This is a genomic window from Nostoc sp. (genome assembly GCF_036917415.1).
Taxonomy (GTDB): domain Bacteria; phylum Cyanobacteriota; class Cyanobacteriia; order Cyanobacteriales; family Nostocaceae; genus Nostoc.
Genome location: NZ_JBALDJ010000107.1, coordinates 191,883 through 207,359 on the forward strand (window position 1 = coordinate 191,883; position 15,477 = coordinate 207,359).

Annotated in this window: 16 protein-coding genes; 4 read left to right on the forward strand and 12 right to left on the reverse strand. The window is 42.1% G+C overall.

The window, feature by feature from the left end:
- Positions 1-562: 562 nt before the first annotated feature.
- Positions 563-1,489 (forward strand): LysR family transcriptional regulator, encoded by a 927-nt coding sequence (locus V7K41_RS23910; RefSeq protein WP_334852218.1) that lies wholly within the window; start codon positions 563-565, stop codon positions 1,487-1,489.
- Between the two features lie 123 nt (positions 1,490-1,612).
- On the opposite strand, the gene V7K41_RS23915 is transcribed toward V7K41_RS23910, so the two are convergent.
- Both V7K41_RS23915 and V7K41_RS23920 read right to left on the reverse strand, forming a co-directional pair.
- Positions 1,613-2,365, reverse strand: a complete 753-nt coding sequence (locus V7K41_RS23915; RefSeq protein ID WP_334852220.1) for a HEPN domain-containing protein — start codon at positions 2,363-2,365, stop codon at positions 1,613-1,615.
- Positions 2,349-3,410: a ParA family protein gene (locus tag V7K41_RS23920; protein WP_334852222.1), complete on the reverse strand. Its 1,062-nt coding sequence runs from the start codon at positions 3,408-3,410 to the stop codon at positions 2,349-2,351. The genes V7K41_RS23915 and V7K41_RS23920 overlap by 17 nt, the downstream gene beginning before the upstream one ends.
- Positions 3,411-3,559: 149 nt before the next feature.
- Between V7K41_RS23920 and V7K41_RS23925 the strand changes: the two genes are divergently transcribed.
- Complete coding sequence (locus tag V7K41_RS23925; protein WP_334852223.1) at positions 3,560-3,790, forward strand: type II toxin-antitoxin system HicB family antitoxin; 231 nt, start codon at positions 3,560-3,562, stop codon at positions 3,788-3,790.
- 40 nt (positions 3,791-3,830) lie between these two features.
- On the opposite strand, the gene V7K41_RS23930 is transcribed toward V7K41_RS23925, so the two are convergent.
- The 4 genes from V7K41_RS23930 to V7K41_RS23945 form a co-directional block, all read right to left on the reverse strand.
- Positions 3,831-4,448 (reverse strand): Uma2 family endonuclease, encoded by a 618-nt coding sequence (locus tag V7K41_RS23930; RefSeq protein WP_334852225.1) that lies wholly within the window; start codon positions 4,446-4,448, stop codon positions 3,831-3,833.
- A 163-nt stretch (positions 4,449-4,611) separates the two neighbouring features.
- Positions 4,612-6,420 carry an ABC transporter ATP-binding protein gene (locus tag V7K41_RS23935; protein ID WP_334852257.1) on the reverse strand — a complete coding sequence of 603 codons (1,809 nt, stop codon included), beginning with the start codon at positions 6,418-6,420 and terminating at the stop codon, positions 4,612-4,614.
- Positions 6,421-6,627: 207 nt separating this feature from the next.
- Positions 6,628-7,758 (reverse strand): aldo/keto reductase, encoded by a 1,131-nt coding sequence (locus V7K41_RS23940; RefSeq protein WP_334852227.1) that lies wholly within the window; start codon positions 7,756-7,758, stop codon positions 6,628-6,630.
- Positions 7,759-7,904: 146 nt separating this feature from the next.
- Positions 7,905-8,402 carry a bifunctional nuclease family protein gene (locus tag V7K41_RS23945; protein WP_012406891.1) on the reverse strand — a complete coding sequence of 166 codons (498 nt, stop codon included), beginning with the start codon at positions 8,400-8,402 and terminating at the stop codon, positions 7,905-7,907.
- A gap of 340 nt (positions 8,403-8,742) precedes the next feature.
- On the opposite strand from V7K41_RS23945, the gene V7K41_RS23950 reads away from it, so the two are divergent.
- Positions 8,743-9,423 carry a riboflavin synthase gene (locus V7K41_RS23950; RefSeq protein ID WP_334852229.1) on the forward strand — a complete coding sequence of 227 codons (681 nt, stop codon included), beginning with the start codon at positions 8,743-8,745 and terminating at the stop codon, positions 9,421-9,423.
- 74 nt (positions 9,424-9,497) lie between these two features.
- Here the strand turns inward: V7K41_RS23950 and V7K41_RS23955 are convergent, their stop codons facing one another.
- Both V7K41_RS23955 and V7K41_RS23960 read right to left on the reverse strand, forming a co-directional pair.
- Positions 9,498-11,072, reverse strand: coding sequence for a M23 family metallopeptidase (locus V7K41_RS23955; RefSeq protein ID WP_334852231.1), 1,575 nt, complete (start codon positions 11,070-11,072; stop codon positions 9,498-9,500).
- Positions 11,073-11,162: 90 nt separating this feature from the next.
- On the reverse strand, positions 11,163-11,981 hold the full coding sequence (locus V7K41_RS23960) for a biotin--[acetyl-CoA-carboxylase] ligase (protein ID WP_334852233.1): 819 nt from the start codon (positions 11,979-11,981) through the stop codon (positions 11,163-11,165).
- 77 nt (positions 11,982-12,058) lie between these two features.
- Here V7K41_RS23960 and pgeF point away from each other — a divergent pair, with 77 nt between their 5' ends.
- Positions 12,059-12,844 (forward strand): peptidoglycan editing factor PgeF, encoded by a 786-nt coding sequence (gene pgeF, locus V7K41_RS23965; protein WP_334852235.1) that lies wholly within the window; start codon positions 12,059-12,061, stop codon positions 12,842-12,844.
- 1 nt (position 12,845) lies between these two features.
- Here pgeF and V7K41_RS23970 read toward each other — a convergent pair whose 3' ends face one another.
- From V7K41_RS23970 to csaB, 4 genes are all read right to left on the reverse strand, one after another.
- A complete protein-coding gene (locus V7K41_RS23970; RefSeq protein WP_334852236.1) occupies positions 12,846-13,298 on the reverse strand; it encodes a clan AA aspartic protease in 453 nt (150 codons plus the stop codon).
- Between the two features lie 83 nt (positions 13,299-13,381).
- Positions 13,382-13,765: an aspartyl protease gene (locus V7K41_RS23975; RefSeq protein WP_334852238.1), complete on the reverse strand. Its 384-nt coding sequence runs from the start codon at positions 13,763-13,765 to the stop codon at positions 13,382-13,384.
- The gene (locus V7K41_RS23980; protein WP_334852240.1) at positions 13,762-14,079 is read right to left on the reverse strand and encodes a hypothetical protein; all 318 of its coding nucleotides are present in this window, start codon (positions 14,077-14,079) and stop codon (positions 13,762-13,764) included. The genes V7K41_RS23975 and V7K41_RS23980 overlap by 4 nt, the downstream gene beginning before the upstream one ends.
- Positions 14,080-14,109: 30 nt before the next feature.
- Positions 14,110-15,147 carry a polysaccharide pyruvyl transferase CsaB gene (csaB, locus tag V7K41_RS23985; protein ID WP_334852241.1) on the reverse strand — a complete coding sequence of 346 codons (1,038 nt, stop codon included), beginning with the start codon at positions 15,145-15,147 and terminating at the stop codon, positions 14,110-14,112.
- Between the last annotated feature and the right edge of the window lie 330 nt (positions 15,148-15,477).

The following is a 15,477-nucleotide window of genomic DNA, read 5'->3' on the forward strand; positions in this document are numbered from 1 at the left end:
TGGGGCATTGAATATAAGAAAAATAGACGCTCGTTCGGCACTATGAATGATATTTTTTGAATGACTCTTGCTCATTATTAAAGAAACGATAATTACTATTTTTCAAATCTTAGCCAGTGAAGGATATAGCACTAAGTCGCTTAAATTTTAATATTCTTTTCTAGGTTGAATGAATATCTTGCTAGCTCAAGCATGGTAGGAAGATTTTTAATTAAATTTGAAATTTTAAGCAAAGTGTAAATAATTTATACATAGCATCTGAGGCTTTTAAAAATATAAGTAAAAACTTCAAATACTGCTTTTAAAAGTGAATAAACATAGCACAGATGCGGATACAGTTTTATACAACGTTATCAGCCTATCATCTTACCAAGACAAATATTGCGACTCTCGACCCCGACAATCCTGATTTCACCATGTCGTATTGCTCGAATAGCCTGGAGTATACTTTTCCTGCATCGCTCTAACTTCCTGCGATATTTATATGAGTATCATACGCAGGGATTTTTCAGATGTCCAATATATATTTAAATAAAATTGAAACTTATAAAATATCAAAAAAATGGAATTGCGACATCTGCGCTACTTTATTGCTGTGGCTGAAGAACTGCACTTTAGTAGAGCCGCCGAGCGACTGCACATCGCTCAACCGCCCTTAAGCCAGCAAATTCAACAGCTAGAGGCACAATTGGGGGTAGAACTGTTTCAGCGCAAAACCAAGCGACAGGTACAGCTAACACAAGCTGGGCAAGTTTTTTTGCAAGAAGCTTATCAACTTTTAGCTCAACTGGAAAAGGCAATTGAGCTAACCCAAAGAACAGGAAAAGGTGAGAAGGGACAACTACAAATCGGGTTTACTAGTTTGGTAACCTACGATTTGCTTCCTGTGATTTTGCGGCGGTTTCAAGAACAGTTTCCAGAAGTAGAGTTAGTATTGCAGGAATTAACCACAACTCAGCAAGAGCAAGCGCTACAGAAAGGCCGCATTCATGTAGGCTTTGCCCATCCACCGTTAGAAGACAACACACTCAATCAAGAGTGCATTCAGAAAGAAGCTTTAATTGTGGCTATGTTGGAAACTCATCCCTTAGCTGAACAAGAGTGTATCTCAGTGCGATCGCTAATAAACGAAAACTTTATCATGTTCCCTCGCCATTTGGGACCTGGACTGTACGACCAAATCGTAAGTCTTTGTCAGCAAGGAAACTTCAGCCCAAAAGTAACTCAAGAAGCGATTCAGATGCAGACGATTATCGGATTGGTGTCAGCGGGAATGGGGATTGCGATCGCACCGTCTTCATTGCAAAATCTTCAGATAACTGGTGTAGTTTATCGTACTCTAGAGGAGAAAACACCATTAGTAGAAACGGCTATAGTGTGGCGGGAAGAAGATATGACACCTGTACTAAGGGAATTTCTACAAGTTGTCAGAAGTATCTACGTTTACAAGAGCGATCGCTTTTCATCAGATTTAGGGAGGATTAACTAGCACCATAGTAATTTTATCTAAGTTTGCGGGGGAGGGTGCGATCATAGTCCTCATCTCTCCACAATAATTGCCTGCCTATATTGCTTAATTAGTCAACAATATCTACCCTTGATTAAGTCAAAGCTACAAAATTTGATGAATACTCTCTACAACCTGCTCAATAAAATCAACTGTATCACCAACCATTGATTCGTCGATATACCAGCGATTACCTATGTTGAGGGTAGGATCTATATCTGCTTCATGAGCAATTTTGTTTCTGCGATCCACAATTAAAGTAAGTTGTTGCTTAATATCTTTAGAAGATTTACTCATTTTGGTAGCAACCTCATCCCACAATTTTTTATCCGAAATTTGCCTAATTGCATCAGCTATTTTGTCAGGCTGCTGAAAGCTTTGATAACTTAGACGTTCTCGAATCTCGTCTTCTAACCATGAAGTATTATTTAATCTATTCAAAATACTATTTGATATAGCTGGAATTAAACTAGAAATAGTATTAGACTGCTGTAAAAAATTAGCTCCATAAATCTGCTGTATGTCACTCTCTATCCAAGAGGCGATATCTATGGCTATTCTTCTATCCTCACGAGCGCTTCCCAAGGAAACTTGAAAACGGGAAAAGGCTGATTGAGTGGTATTAGCTGAAGAAGATACTGGTTCAGCACGTTGTCCTCGATGAATTTCCAGCATACCCAATGTGACAACCTCATGGATATAATAATCCAAGGCACTAACAGTTAGAACTAGTGCAGCTCGTAAAATGTCTGAAAGATCCAGAACAGCAGTAGCTTGAGCCTTAACAGAAGTATGAAGAGCAATCAGATCCCGAACACGCTGAATACTAATGCGAAATTGGTCAAGCGCTGATTGCATAGCTGGATGATAATGCAATAATTTTATCTGCTAAATCAGAAAAAGTTTTTTCAAAGTCTTTTTGCTTTTTTTGATTTCTTTCGCGTACTATACCAGTCTGTCCTAATTGCTCCGTTGTTAGTGCATAAACTGGTGTACAGTGTTCTTGTGATATAGCAATTAAACTGTTAAAATTAGAAATTTTTGTCAGTGTAAGACTACCATTTATACCTTGCTCGGTATAGACTTGCTTGGATACTAACAGATTATTTTGCTCTAGAACTGGTACTAGTTTATCAGTAACTGTATTCTCTATTTTTTCTATCCACGTTTGAAATGCTGCCGTTTCTTTACCCCTAATAATTCTATAGTTTTGAACTATGGTTCCTAAAAATTTCAAGGTAAATTCTGGAAATGGATAAGCAGCTTCCTTTAATATAGGATTTACGCTTGCCACTCTTGCCCAACCACACCATTTTGATAAAATTCTAGACAGAGAATCAATTGCCATTACAGAGAAAAAATCAGCAGTTGTAGGCACTAAGAAAAAGTCACTTGTCATTAGTAAGTTCTGATTAATTGCTCCTAAACTTGGACTCATATCAATCAGAATATAGTCAGCATTAAATTTATTAGCAGTTTTTTCTAAAAGATCAGAAATCGCACCTGGCAAGTTTTTGAGTGTCTGAATTGAACCACTGAGTTCCTGCGCGATACCTAATGTTACTTCGTATTCAGCAAAGCCAACATGACCAGGTAATAAAAATAAACCTTCTTGTCCTTCTATCGGAATACAATCTACAGCTTCAATAGCCCGTGGCTGTGACTCAAAAGCAGGAGCCAAGCCAGTTTTGATATTTGAATGTGTGTTGTAGATGTTTTCTATTCTTGCTTCGTCATCTTCAGTTTCTTCTTTTAGAGCTATTCCTGTTAGATTACATTGAGGATCAGTATCTACAAGGATAACTCTCTTACCCTTTGAAGCAAGCATCCAACCTAAGTTAAAAGTCGTTGTGGTCTTACTGACACCACCCTTGTGATTGAACAAGGCAATCTTGTGAACCATCTTATTTTACTTTTGATACTTCTGAAATCTTTTGAATACAGGTATCATTTCAGAACCTGTATAACTTAAATATAGCTTCTAAAAAGAAAGCTTATAGAACAGCAAGTCAATCGTGTTTTGAAGCAACTAAGAGAAATAGAGGAAGAAAAATGAATGATCGCTACAGTATGGTAATTCAATGGTCAGATGAGGATAATTGCTACTTAGTACACTTACCCGAATTTCCTTGGCAGCAATTCCATACTCATGGTAAGAGTTATGAAGAAGCCGCTAAACATGGGCAAGAGGTAATTGAATCTCTGATTGAATGGTATAAAGACCAAGGAAAACCTCTACCAGAGCCAATTACTTTTCCTCAGAAACCATTAAAAGTGGCTTAAATCTTTTTAAGATGCTTTGCACAAGTAGGGTAATCGTACCTTACCCTAATTCCTCAATATCAGCACTTTCCCCTTCCGACTCAACAACCTCAAACTTTACCTTGTTATATAAATCCTGTAGGGAAATCTCAAAGGGTACGGTTACAAGTGCGATCGCTTCATCTTCTTCATCATATTCACGAAGCGTCCATTGCTTTTTCCCAATTTTAGAAAATTGCTCTACATGAATCCGAGTTTGGTCAATTAATAGATATTCTTGGAAAGTGGAAATAGTTCGGTAAGCCTGAAATTTATCCTCGCGAGCGTAGCCTTTGGTCGATTTTGATAAAACCTCAATAATAACTTGAGGATTTGTAATTATGTCTCTTCGGTTGTTAAAAAACTCTGGTTCACCCGCTAGAATCATCACATCTGGATAGGTGTAGGTACGCTTTTGGGGTATCCATAGACGAACATCACCCATGAAAACCCGGTAGTTCTGCTTTTTAAAAGCAAAAGTCAACTCAGTACTTAAGTTAAGTGCTATTTGATTGTGATTTATCGTTCCACCCGCCATAGGAATTATTTGCCCATCAATGTATTCACTTTTGTAGTCAGCAGCTTCTTCTAGCTCTAAATATTCCTCTGGGGTATAGTATCGCTGTTGTGTTATTTGCATAGTTCTATCGGGTAGCGATGTTTAAGATACGGAGCGTCTACGCACTAAAGAAATTTCACCCATGTTTACCGAATAGTTTAACGTGGTTGTATAGAGATATTATGTGCTTTCTACAAAGTGTGCGATCGCTATCTAAATTCACCATGATTGCTAGCTTCTTTTCCTATTGATAACCAGCGGCTTGTAACAGAAACAACTTGGCATAACGTCCTCCTAGCTTTAACAATTCTTCGTGAGTTCCTTGTTCTATAACTTCCCCGTTTTCTATAACTAGGATTTTGTCAGCCATTCGTACTGTCGAGAAACGATGGGAAATCAAAAGTACCATCTGATTTTGAGTAATAGCGCGAAAATGATTGAAAATCTCAAACTCAGCTTGGGCATCGATTGCTGATGTTGGTTCATCTAACACCAAGATATCTGCTTGCGATCGCATAAAAGCACGAGATAAAGCAATTTTCTGCCACTGTCCCCCAGAAAGTTCCTGTCCTCCCTTAAACCAACGACCAAGTTGAGTCTGAAAGCTTTGAGGTAATTGGTCAATAAAAGATTGGGCCATGCCTTTTTGGGCAGCAGTTTGCCACTGTGTTTTATTTTCGAGATGTTCTACATCGCCCACGCCAATATTCTCCCCCACAGTGAACTGGTAGCGGACAAAGTTCTGAAAAATCACACCAATCCGACGCCGCAATACATCCACATCCCATTCCTGCAAGTCCAAACCATCTAAGAAAATTCGCCCAGAGTCAGGGGTGTAGAGTCGGGTAAGTAGTTTGATTAAGGTAGTCTTACCGGAACCGTTTTCACCCACAATTGCTAGTTTCTCTCTGGGTTTCAAATGCAGCGAAATGTTTCTCAACGCTGGCTTGGAACTTCCCGGATAAGTAAATGAAACATTCTCAAAACGGATACCATCTTGGGAATTTAAACCAATGGTTGCCTTACCCCAAGATTTTGGTACTTCTTCTTCCAGAAAATCATAGAGATTTGATAGATATAGGTTGTCCTCATACATCCCTCCAATAGAAGTCAGGGCATTGGAAAAAGTAGACTGTCCTTGGCGAAAAACGGTGAGATACATTGTCATATCTCCCAAGGAAATCTTACCTAACACTGTTTCCAACACAATCCAAGCATAAGCTAGGTAAAAAGCCCCAGTACTGACTAAACTCAGGAGATATCCCCAAAGTCCTCGCCGCAGAGTTAAATCACGGTCTTCGCCATAGAGTTGCTCAAACAGGTTGCGATAACGTCCTAGCAGCATCTCTCCCAGCTGGTAGAGTTTGACTTCTGTGACAAAATCTTCTCTTGCTAGCAGATTTTCTAAGTAGTTTTGTTGACGAGTTTCTGGCGCACGCCAACTAAACAAGCGAAAGCCTTCTCCAGCAAACTTTGTTTCCGCAATAAATACAGGCATAGCTGCCAAAACCAGTACCACCACCGCCCAAACTGAGAAATTTACTAGCAAAATCCCGTAGGTAATTAGGGAAAGGGCGCTTTGCACCAATCCAAAGGTGCGATTTACTAAGGAAAGGGGACGAACTGATGCTTCTCGTCGGGCATTGGTTAACTTGTCATAAAATTCTGAGTCTTCAAACTGCCTAAGATCCAGTGTCAGCGCCTTTTCTAAGATGAGTACATTCACTCGCTGACCCATTAGCGCCCGCAATAAAGACTGACAAATGATGATGCCCCGTTGACCGCCTGCTAGTAGAATTACAGCGATCGCTTCTAATCCTACATAAAATAGAGACGGATAAATATTGACAAAACCATTGTTTTGTGATTTAAGTTGAGATGCAAATACTACTGCATCAACAATTAACTTACTAATGTAGGATATCGCCGCCGGTAAAAGACCAGCCACTAAAGTTAAACTTGCCAGAAGAATAGTAAGCGATCGGCTAGTAGTCCATACTAGGCTTACAGCCCGTCCACTGTAGCGGAAAACCGTCAGTGATTGGCGGAGAATATTTCTTTTTTTTTAATCTTCATCTTTCTTTGCGCGAGATACCCCAGCTTGGGCGGATCTTCCTGACTTTATTTAATCTTTATTAATTTTACCAAAAAATAACTTAGAACTCAGCAGCTAGAATGACGGGTGTGCGACTAAGTGGTGACTCTCATACTTAGGTTAACGGATATTCTAAATTCTAGATTCTGACTCCTGTTTATATTTTTATCCCCACAATCTCCTACCTGCTTTCCCATTTAATTTTTGGTGAGTATCTTTTAACAAAGCTGGAATATCTAACTTTTCTGGACACCGAGGCAAACAGTCACCGCATTCTGTACATCGGTTGCCTTTCATTCCAGGGAACCAGTGACCGGCATTTTCAAACATTGCGTAACGATATTGTCCATAATCTTTCATGTCGTATGCTACTGCGAGATTACGTAACCGCAATACCTCTGGAATATTGATATTTTCTGGACAGGGCAAACAAGCATAACACTGGCTACAATTATCAGTTTCCAAAGCAAGTTTTTGCTGATTTTCTAAACGCCAGAAAGCGGAAATTTCTGCTAAATTTAACTCTCCATCATGGTCAGCAATTTGCAAAGGTTCCCTTAATTCCTCTGGGTTAGCTGGCCCTATACTCAAAGTAGTAATACGAGTATCCGTAAGTAAAAATCGATAGTTTAATTCTAAGGGTAAATACGGCTGACATAAATCTTTTAGGGTTTGGGGTGGCGTGTAGAGGCGTCCTCCCTTATCAGCAGGAGAAATAATGAAAATGCCCATATCCTTTTCGGCAGCTAGTTGAATTGCTGGTGCGTGCCGTTGAAAAAAATAGTAATAGTGCAGATTGACAAATTCAAATAAATCTGTATTGATTGCTGCCTGAATTACTTCTAATGGCCCGTGGGTGGAAAAACCAACGTGTCGCACTCGGCCATCAGCAACAGCTTCCTCCACTGCTTGCATACAGCCATTTTTAGCTTGCACCCACTCCAAATGTTGCCAAGTGTTCAAACCATGAACCCCTAAGCAATCTAAATAATCTAGTTGTAATCGTTCTAGAGATTCGTCGATGCACCGACGCATGGTGTCAGCATCTGCTGTGGCTGAAATTTTGGTAGTGACATAAAGCCTCGTTCGGGGTACTGACAACCCAGCTTTTAACGCCCTACCAAGATACTCCTCACTTTTGCCGTAACCTCTGGCAGTTTCTAGATGATTAATTCCTAGCGCTAAGGCTTCTTCGATAGTCTGGTGAGCATTTTCAAAAGAAGCCAGGTAGCGCATTGTTCCCAAAGAAAAAACCGAGAGGCGCAGATTCGTTTTTCCAAAGCGTCGGTATTTCATAAATTAAGTCCTGAGTGCTGAGTGCTGAGTAGAAACACAATTAATATTGTCTGTACAAAATGAAAGGTGAAAAAGAAAGAATAAAGAACTTATTTTTTAGATTCTCCATTCTTTCTCAGCACTCCCCATCAGCACTCAGCACTCTTTTAGCTGTCACCATTACCAAAGCGCTTGATCAAATCTTCAGGACGGAGATTGGAAATAAATTCACGGAAGGCTTGCTGTTCGGCTTCATCTGCATCGCGATCAACAGGGATAGAAGCATCGGCAATGACTTCTTCCATTACCCAAATGGGAGTATTTGTACGGAGGGCAATAGCGATCGCATCGCTAGGACGCGCGTCAATTTCTTTTTTGACTTCGCCTTGCTGGACAATTAAAGCTGCATAAAATGTATCCTTTTGCAGGGAATGAATAATGACCTTTTCTAGAGTCATGTTCCAAGTCTCTAGAAGATTCACAATTAGGTCGTGGGTTAAGGGTCTGGGAGGCTTCTGATTCTCCAGTGCGCCCATAATTGCCCTAGCCTGTTCCTGACCAATGTAAATTGGCAAAGCCCGCCGATCTGAAGAATCTTTCAAAAGTACGATCGGGCTGCGGGTTATGGCATCTAATGCTATGCCAGCGACTTTCATTTCAATCATTGGCTAAGCCTCTACAATCCTTTGAGAGCCTTGGATGCTGTGTAACAAATAGTACCCCTTTTTAGGCGGTTTGGCGAGAGTAATAAACATAAGCATTCGTTCTCTATAATTGCTTCTATTAAACTCCGAACTTGTGGTGAAAACCAGAGTAAGTCAAATTGGTCTTCTTAGACAATAACCTTCTTACCCAAGTATGCCCTGTGAAGGATGCTAATGTGTTAATATTCCTATGCGAAAAAAAGTCAGAAAATATACTTGGATGTTCGAGATTTATGTGACAATTACCAATTGATTCCAGGCAAAATTAGGCAATAAATAGAGTTAGTTTGACAAAAAAGCCGTGTTTACAGGATTAATCCAAGCATTAGGAACGATGGAACCCTTAGGGGGCGATTCTTGGCAAATTACTTGTGTAAGCCAGTCGGGTGAAGTAATTATGCAAGATTTGGCTTATGGTGACAGTGTTGCTGTAGATGGTGTTTGCCTGACAGTGGAACAAGTTTTAAAAGACGGGTTTATTGTCACTGCTTCACCGGAAACTCTACGCCGCACTACTCTCTTAGGTGAGCAAACGCAACAGAGATATGTCAATTTAGAAGCGTCGCTAAAGGTAGGCAGCAAAGTTGGCGGTCATTTTGTGATGGGTCATGTAGACGGCATCGGTCGATTGCTAGTGGCTCAACAAACGGCTAGTTCTTGGGAAATGACCTTTATTGCATCCGAAGCGATCGCACGGTATATTGTCCCCAAAGGTAGCATTGCCGTCAATGGCATCAGCCTCACAGTCGCCGCTTATGAGCCAGAACTCTCCCAATTCAAGGTGGCGGTAATTCCCCTCACATACAGCGAGACAAATATTCGCTACTTGGTTGCTGGGAGTTTGGTGAATCTAGAAGGGGATATTCTCGGCAAATACGTCGAAAAATTCCTTTATTCTGGCAACCCACACGCTACACCCTCTGATGAAAATAGTATAGATGGCATTACACCCGCATTCTTAGCAGAACACGGGTATTTGTAATTGGGCATGGGGCATGGGGCATTGGGCATTGGTTTCTCCCTCATCTCCCAGTCCCTAGTCCCCATTCCCCAGTATCAACTGCCTGGTTGCTGGCTCACCTGGGCGGTTTGCAAGCCTCGCACTAACTGGCTGAGGGCACTTTGTAATTCCACACTTGGGTCAGTAGCAACCCACCCATCTTGTGTCAGGTGACGAACTTCAAAGTGCAAGTGAGGGCCTGTGGAATTACCAGTGCTGCCAACTCGCCCGATGATAGTTCCAGGTTGTACCCACTGACCGGGTTGAACAAGGATTTCTGACATGTGGCCGTAGAGAGTTTGTTCAGCAGATTTGTGATTTAGGATAACGGTTAAACCATAACCACCCACCCAGTTAGCAGTTTCCACTTGACCCGCAGCAGCTGCCAAAACTGGTGTTCCCGTAGGCGCACCCAAGTCTGTACCAGCATGGAAGCGTTGATTACCTGTGATTGGATGAATTCGCCAACCAAACAAAGAAGTAATAGGAGCGGGAATAGATAGTGGATACATCATTCCCGTACCACTATAGGCGACTCTCCCCATGTAGGGGATTTGCGGCAATACTGATGCCAGTGAGAAGTCGTAAGCTACCTTGCTGGGGCGGGGTGCAATGTTACCATCTGCCATTGGTGGCGGTAAAGTCCCACCACTCGGTGTAATGGGAGCTGCACTCACTGTTGTCGGGCTGAACTCGCTGGGAGTCGGGATAAACCGATTCGGGCGAAATGCGCTCTTGGTTACACCGTTAGAACCACTTTCAGCAGCACGCCATCTACTGATGTTGCCAGTAGTTGCAATCTGCCGCACGGGTGGAACTACTGGTAATTGGGCATTTTGACTTCTTCTGAGCCAATTAGGTGCTGGTTTACCATTAGAATTAGCTACACTCCTTTGGGGTATTTTGGCGCAAACGCCGCCTAATACACTTTGCCCTGATGGCAAAATGGCTCGACAACCACTGGAGCGTTCTGTAACAATTACAGAGTTTGGTGCTTGATAAGTACCTGTTGCACCATTGTCATAACTATTAGGATCGATATAGGCGTTATTATAATCCTTGGTTTTCTCCGCCGTTGCATTGACAGGGCTGTTCGAGTTATTTGATGGTTGAGCAACTACTGGAAGTTTTTCAGGTGCATAGCGGACAGGAGTAATTGGTTTTTCCTGTCTCACCTTTATAGGATTAACCTGGGAGGCTTCTACTTTAGGCTTTGACTGTCTGATAATCACAACAGGTTGGGCAGCTTCGATTTTGGGTGTAGACTGCCTAACTGGCTCTTTTGATTGAGCAACCTCTGGCTTCTTGCCTAGTCTCTGTCTGAGTTTGGCTCGCCGTTGGGAAAATTCCGGTTGCGCTTGAGGGGTTTCCGGCGCAACAGCCTGTTTCTTAAAAGTCGAGGTTTTAACTGGATTTGTAACTGCTGTTGATTGAGAACTTTCAACAGTGGGAACGATGTTGTCTATTTGTGCTTCCGTTTGGGCAAACACGAAGCCACCACTAAGGAGGCTAACACTACTCAGCCAACAGAGGCTCTGGGCTGGTAGCGTTGAAGCAAAACGTTTTTTTGTTAGACCTTGCTGCCATAAGTAATGCAAACGATGATGGGCAGAATTATTGCGCTGCGTCATTTGTTCTCTCAGTTGTGTGTAATTAGCCTAAAGAGATGATGCTAGTGGTTTGTCTTGCCCAAAGAGCGAAATTTTGAACAAACCTCAAATTTAAACGGAAGATTTATGGTACCCCAAACTGATTGTACCGGGTTCAATATAAATTTCCGGTGTAATTAGTTCCTTTGTATGATGTGTTTCTAAATCAACTCGTAAATTTCCTTGAGGAGTTACCCCAACTACTGTACCTGAAAGATCATTGACGTCCACCCGATCGCCCATGTTTGTAAGCAAGTCTAGATAGCCAGACAAGAGTATATTTACTCCTTCTTGAAAAAGGCACTCTATACCGGATTCTATTCCCAGTAAGACTTTAGAGGTTAGCATTTCCAGACAAGAAATTGCCCTGAAATCTTGGGACGCTTGCCACGATTCCAGATTGATTCCAGTTTCTGGGACTGGGTTCGTCCAGTTAATACCAACACCAATTACTGCTTGGATGATTTGTCCTTTGTTTACTTTGGTTTCTGTCAAAATGCCGCCTAGTTTGCGACCATTTAAAACTAAATCGTTAGGCCATTTTATCCCAACATCTATACCGCACTGGCGCAATTGCGACGCAATTCCCCAAGCAGTAGCGAAAGTTAGCTGGTAGCTGTCAGTAGCCTCTATTTTGTGGTCGAAAGAAATCGCCACGGAAACATATAATCCCCCAACAGGAGAAATCCATTCGCGTCCCCATTGTCCCCGCCCAGCAGATTGAACAGTTGCGATTACTACTGTTCCTGAAATAGCCCCTTGGTTGAGTAAGTTCCAGAGGGTTTGGTTAGTTGAGGAGACGCTTTCAAAAAAGTGGAGAGAAAATGGTAAATATGTATACTGACGCCCTGCTTGCAAGGCTGCTTCCAAGTTTTGCAGATTAAATCCCACAGCAATTAACCCAAATTCCGTTGTTCAAGTTAGCATTGATTGGCTGATGAGTGATTTCTGTTTAGGTTTGGTTGAAGATGCACACTTGGCACTGGCGCAATTGGGAAGGACTGCCCTATTTAACTTGTAGTATTCTGGAACGTTGGCATCACGGCTTTTTTACCCAGCAGTTTTGGCCGCGATCGCCACAAGTTATCACAGAAGTATTGCAACCAGAGGCATCAGTCTATCGCTTAAAGCAGGTTCATGGCAATACTGTTCTCACCCCCCAAGAAGTTGAAAGCTTCTTAAGCTCTGCTGAGGAAGATTTCGCATCGGCAGATGGTTTAATTAGCGAACAGCCTCTACAAGCTGTTTGGGTCGCTAGCGCAGATTGTACACCCGTGCTGATTGGGGATGTGCAAACTGGACGGGTGGCAGCATTACACGCAGGCTGGCGGGGAACTGCTAAAAAGATTGTGCCCTTGGCGATCGCTCGGCTACAATCCCAAGGCAGCAAACTTGATGATTTACGCATTGCGATGGGCCCAGCGATCGCTGGGGAAGTTTACCAAGTCTCTATCGAAGTTGCTGCGGAAATTGGGGCTAGCATTACATCACATAATCACGAAGAAAAAATTATAACTGCATTGCATGAACTACCAAATTCACCTTTACTGAAAGATCCCAATCCTGGAAAGGTACGGCTGGATGTGCGGCGAGTGAATACCTTACAACTGGAAAATATGGGGATTAGTGCAGAACAAATTGCGATCGCACCTTATTGTACTTTTCAAACTCCAGAGCATTTCTTTTCTTATCGCCGGGAGAAAGAGAAAAAAGTACAGTGGTCAGGGATTGTTAGCGGTAAAACGACTCACTAGCCTATATTCTCATTACAGGATAGTTAGGATGTTCAGGATTCGGGAGAAGTCGCTGATTTCTCCAGTCCACCAGTAAATCTAGCGTTTCTAGAACCGTCTGTCCAATCAGGACGATATTACCTGTAACTAATGTGGCTTCGGTAGTTTCTCGTTCTGCCAATTCAATAATTACGGGTTCCGTTACTCCTATAGATTCTTCACTACCCTTGCCATATTGAGCAATCTGCTGTCCTCGAATTCTCAAACCAAGTTGCTCTACAATAGACATGGGTAGTACAGTACGTACTGCCCCAGTGTCTATTAATGCTTCTGTTTCATATACCCGCAGCATATTTGGATTGAGCATTCCTCGGCTGACAAGCGCTTCATCAATGGCATTCGTAAGCTTGACTTTGACTCGAACTGCACCCATAAGTTGATTGGCAGCAGAATTGGCACGATTCAGATTTACCATAATCTGTATAATTTGTTCCAGAATTTGAAGCTTGGGAATGGAAAATATTTTTCCTAAGTTTTGACTTAGTTTGTATAAGTAAGTTAATTGCTATTCACCATTTCAAGAGTTAATATTCCTTTTGGTTTGTTAACGACCAACTGCATAATGTCCAGCCACAACGAACCTATTATGGTATCAGGAATTTCATCTCCGACATGCACGGGAATTATAACTTCAGTTCTATCAATAATAAGTTTGCCTTCATAGATATCGAATCGTGCTTCCCCTCGTGCTGTCCGCATTTCAATCTGTGCAGTCATCAATGACCACTCCAATACTTCCAAGTCTTGAGTATTAATAGCTAACCACCCATCTGTAAACCCAGTATCGAGTAAAGGTTCAACAGAAAATTTATTATCATTAGTAGCAACAAGCTGAATTTCAAATAATAGCTCGCCATTATCGCCAAACGAACCTGCAATCATAACCTGCCGCAGGTTCCTGTATCGTTGAGTTGGAATATAGTAAGTTTTACCTCGTTAGTATTGCCATAAGCATCGTGGATTTTTTGCATTATCCCCAAGAGTGTTGGGTCAATGAGATACTGTTCTGTTTCAGGGTCGATGGCAATATGCCAGTTGTAATGCATTTCGATCAAAGTTGGACGTAAGCGCTCGAAAACACCACGACACCGCATAGCAAGAGCATCACGTTGTTCCTGGCGATCGCTTACTTCTTCAGATGCTAAGGTTGATGCTGGTAAAATACGGGTGCGTCTTGGCTGGGATATCTGTGTCATCTCATTCGCTATTTATATCTAGGCAAAAACTTAACTTAAGGCTTCACTCAACAACTCGCTGTGCAGTAAAGCACCATCGACCAAAGATTGGATTTTCTCTGATGATAAAGGATCGCCATTGGCGTAATGCTCCATCCAAGTCAAACCAATCAAATTGGGGTCATCGGGTAAACTCGTCAAATCCCAACCAGGCATTTCTAAGTCTTCCATGAGGCGATTTACTTTGGGGTCATAACTGAGAGCAAAGCAGCGACAACCAACAGATGCAGCCATAATTAAACTGTGCAAACGCATCCCAATTGCCATTTCAACGCCGCGAAACACACCTTTTAAAAGTTGCGGATCTTCCAGACACAAAATCTTGCTAACATCTTTAAGATGTGGTTGGATGGCTTCGGCAATACTTAAATCTTCACTTTTTTGAAACGGCAGTAGTAAAATAAATGCCTGCGTAGCTTTTTGAAAGTCAACCAAAGCACGAGTCAAATTTGCCAGACGTTTTTCTGTAAGTTGGGAATGCGATCGCAACGTTACCGCAACTCTCGGCGCAGGTAAATCCCAAAGTCCTGGTACTGGTTGAGATTCCAACGCCCAAACCGGGTCAGGAGCTATAATACAAGGAATTTGCCAATCAGATAATAAAGCAGCACTGGCGCGATCGCGGACACTAATTTTGGTACAATTTCTAAAGGTTTGCTTTGCCAACCAACGAGTTTGTGGACGCACTAACGGGCCAATACCCTGCGCCCAAGCAACAGTTTTCAAACCCATTTTCTGAGCCAATGCCATCAGTCCCCCATAATAAAATGGGCTAATAGTACTGGTAACATCTTGAATGAGACTCCCGCCGCCCCAAATCAAAGCATCACAAGAGCGTAAAGCTTGTAGTACAGCTAAGGGAGCCATGCGATCGTAGGTTTCTACATTGTAGCGATCGCGTGTTTCCTCTGGATTACCAGAAAGCACCACAGCCGTTACCTGAGATGGTAACATTTGCAAAAGCGTTGCTAACAAAGCTTCGTCACCACCATTACCTTTACCGTAATATCCAGACAATAACGTCCGCATTTTGACCATTTTAGATTTTAGATTTTAGATTATCAGCAATTGTTAAATGAATCTCTGTCCCAGATACAGATGGTAAACTCATTCCCAAGTTCTATTTTGAATAGTGCAAAAGATAGTTATAACCCCTAACTCCCCACTCTAGCGCTGTCAAGGTGAGTCTTGTATTCATTACTAGCTCAGAACTCGAAAGTTGAGCCTCAGAAGGTGAACGTTAAGCCTCTGAAGGTGAACGTTGAGCCTCTGAAGGTGAACGTTGAGCCTCTGAAGGTGAACGTTGAGCCTCTGAAGGTGAACGTTGAGCCTCTGAAGGTGAACGTTGAGCCTCTGAAG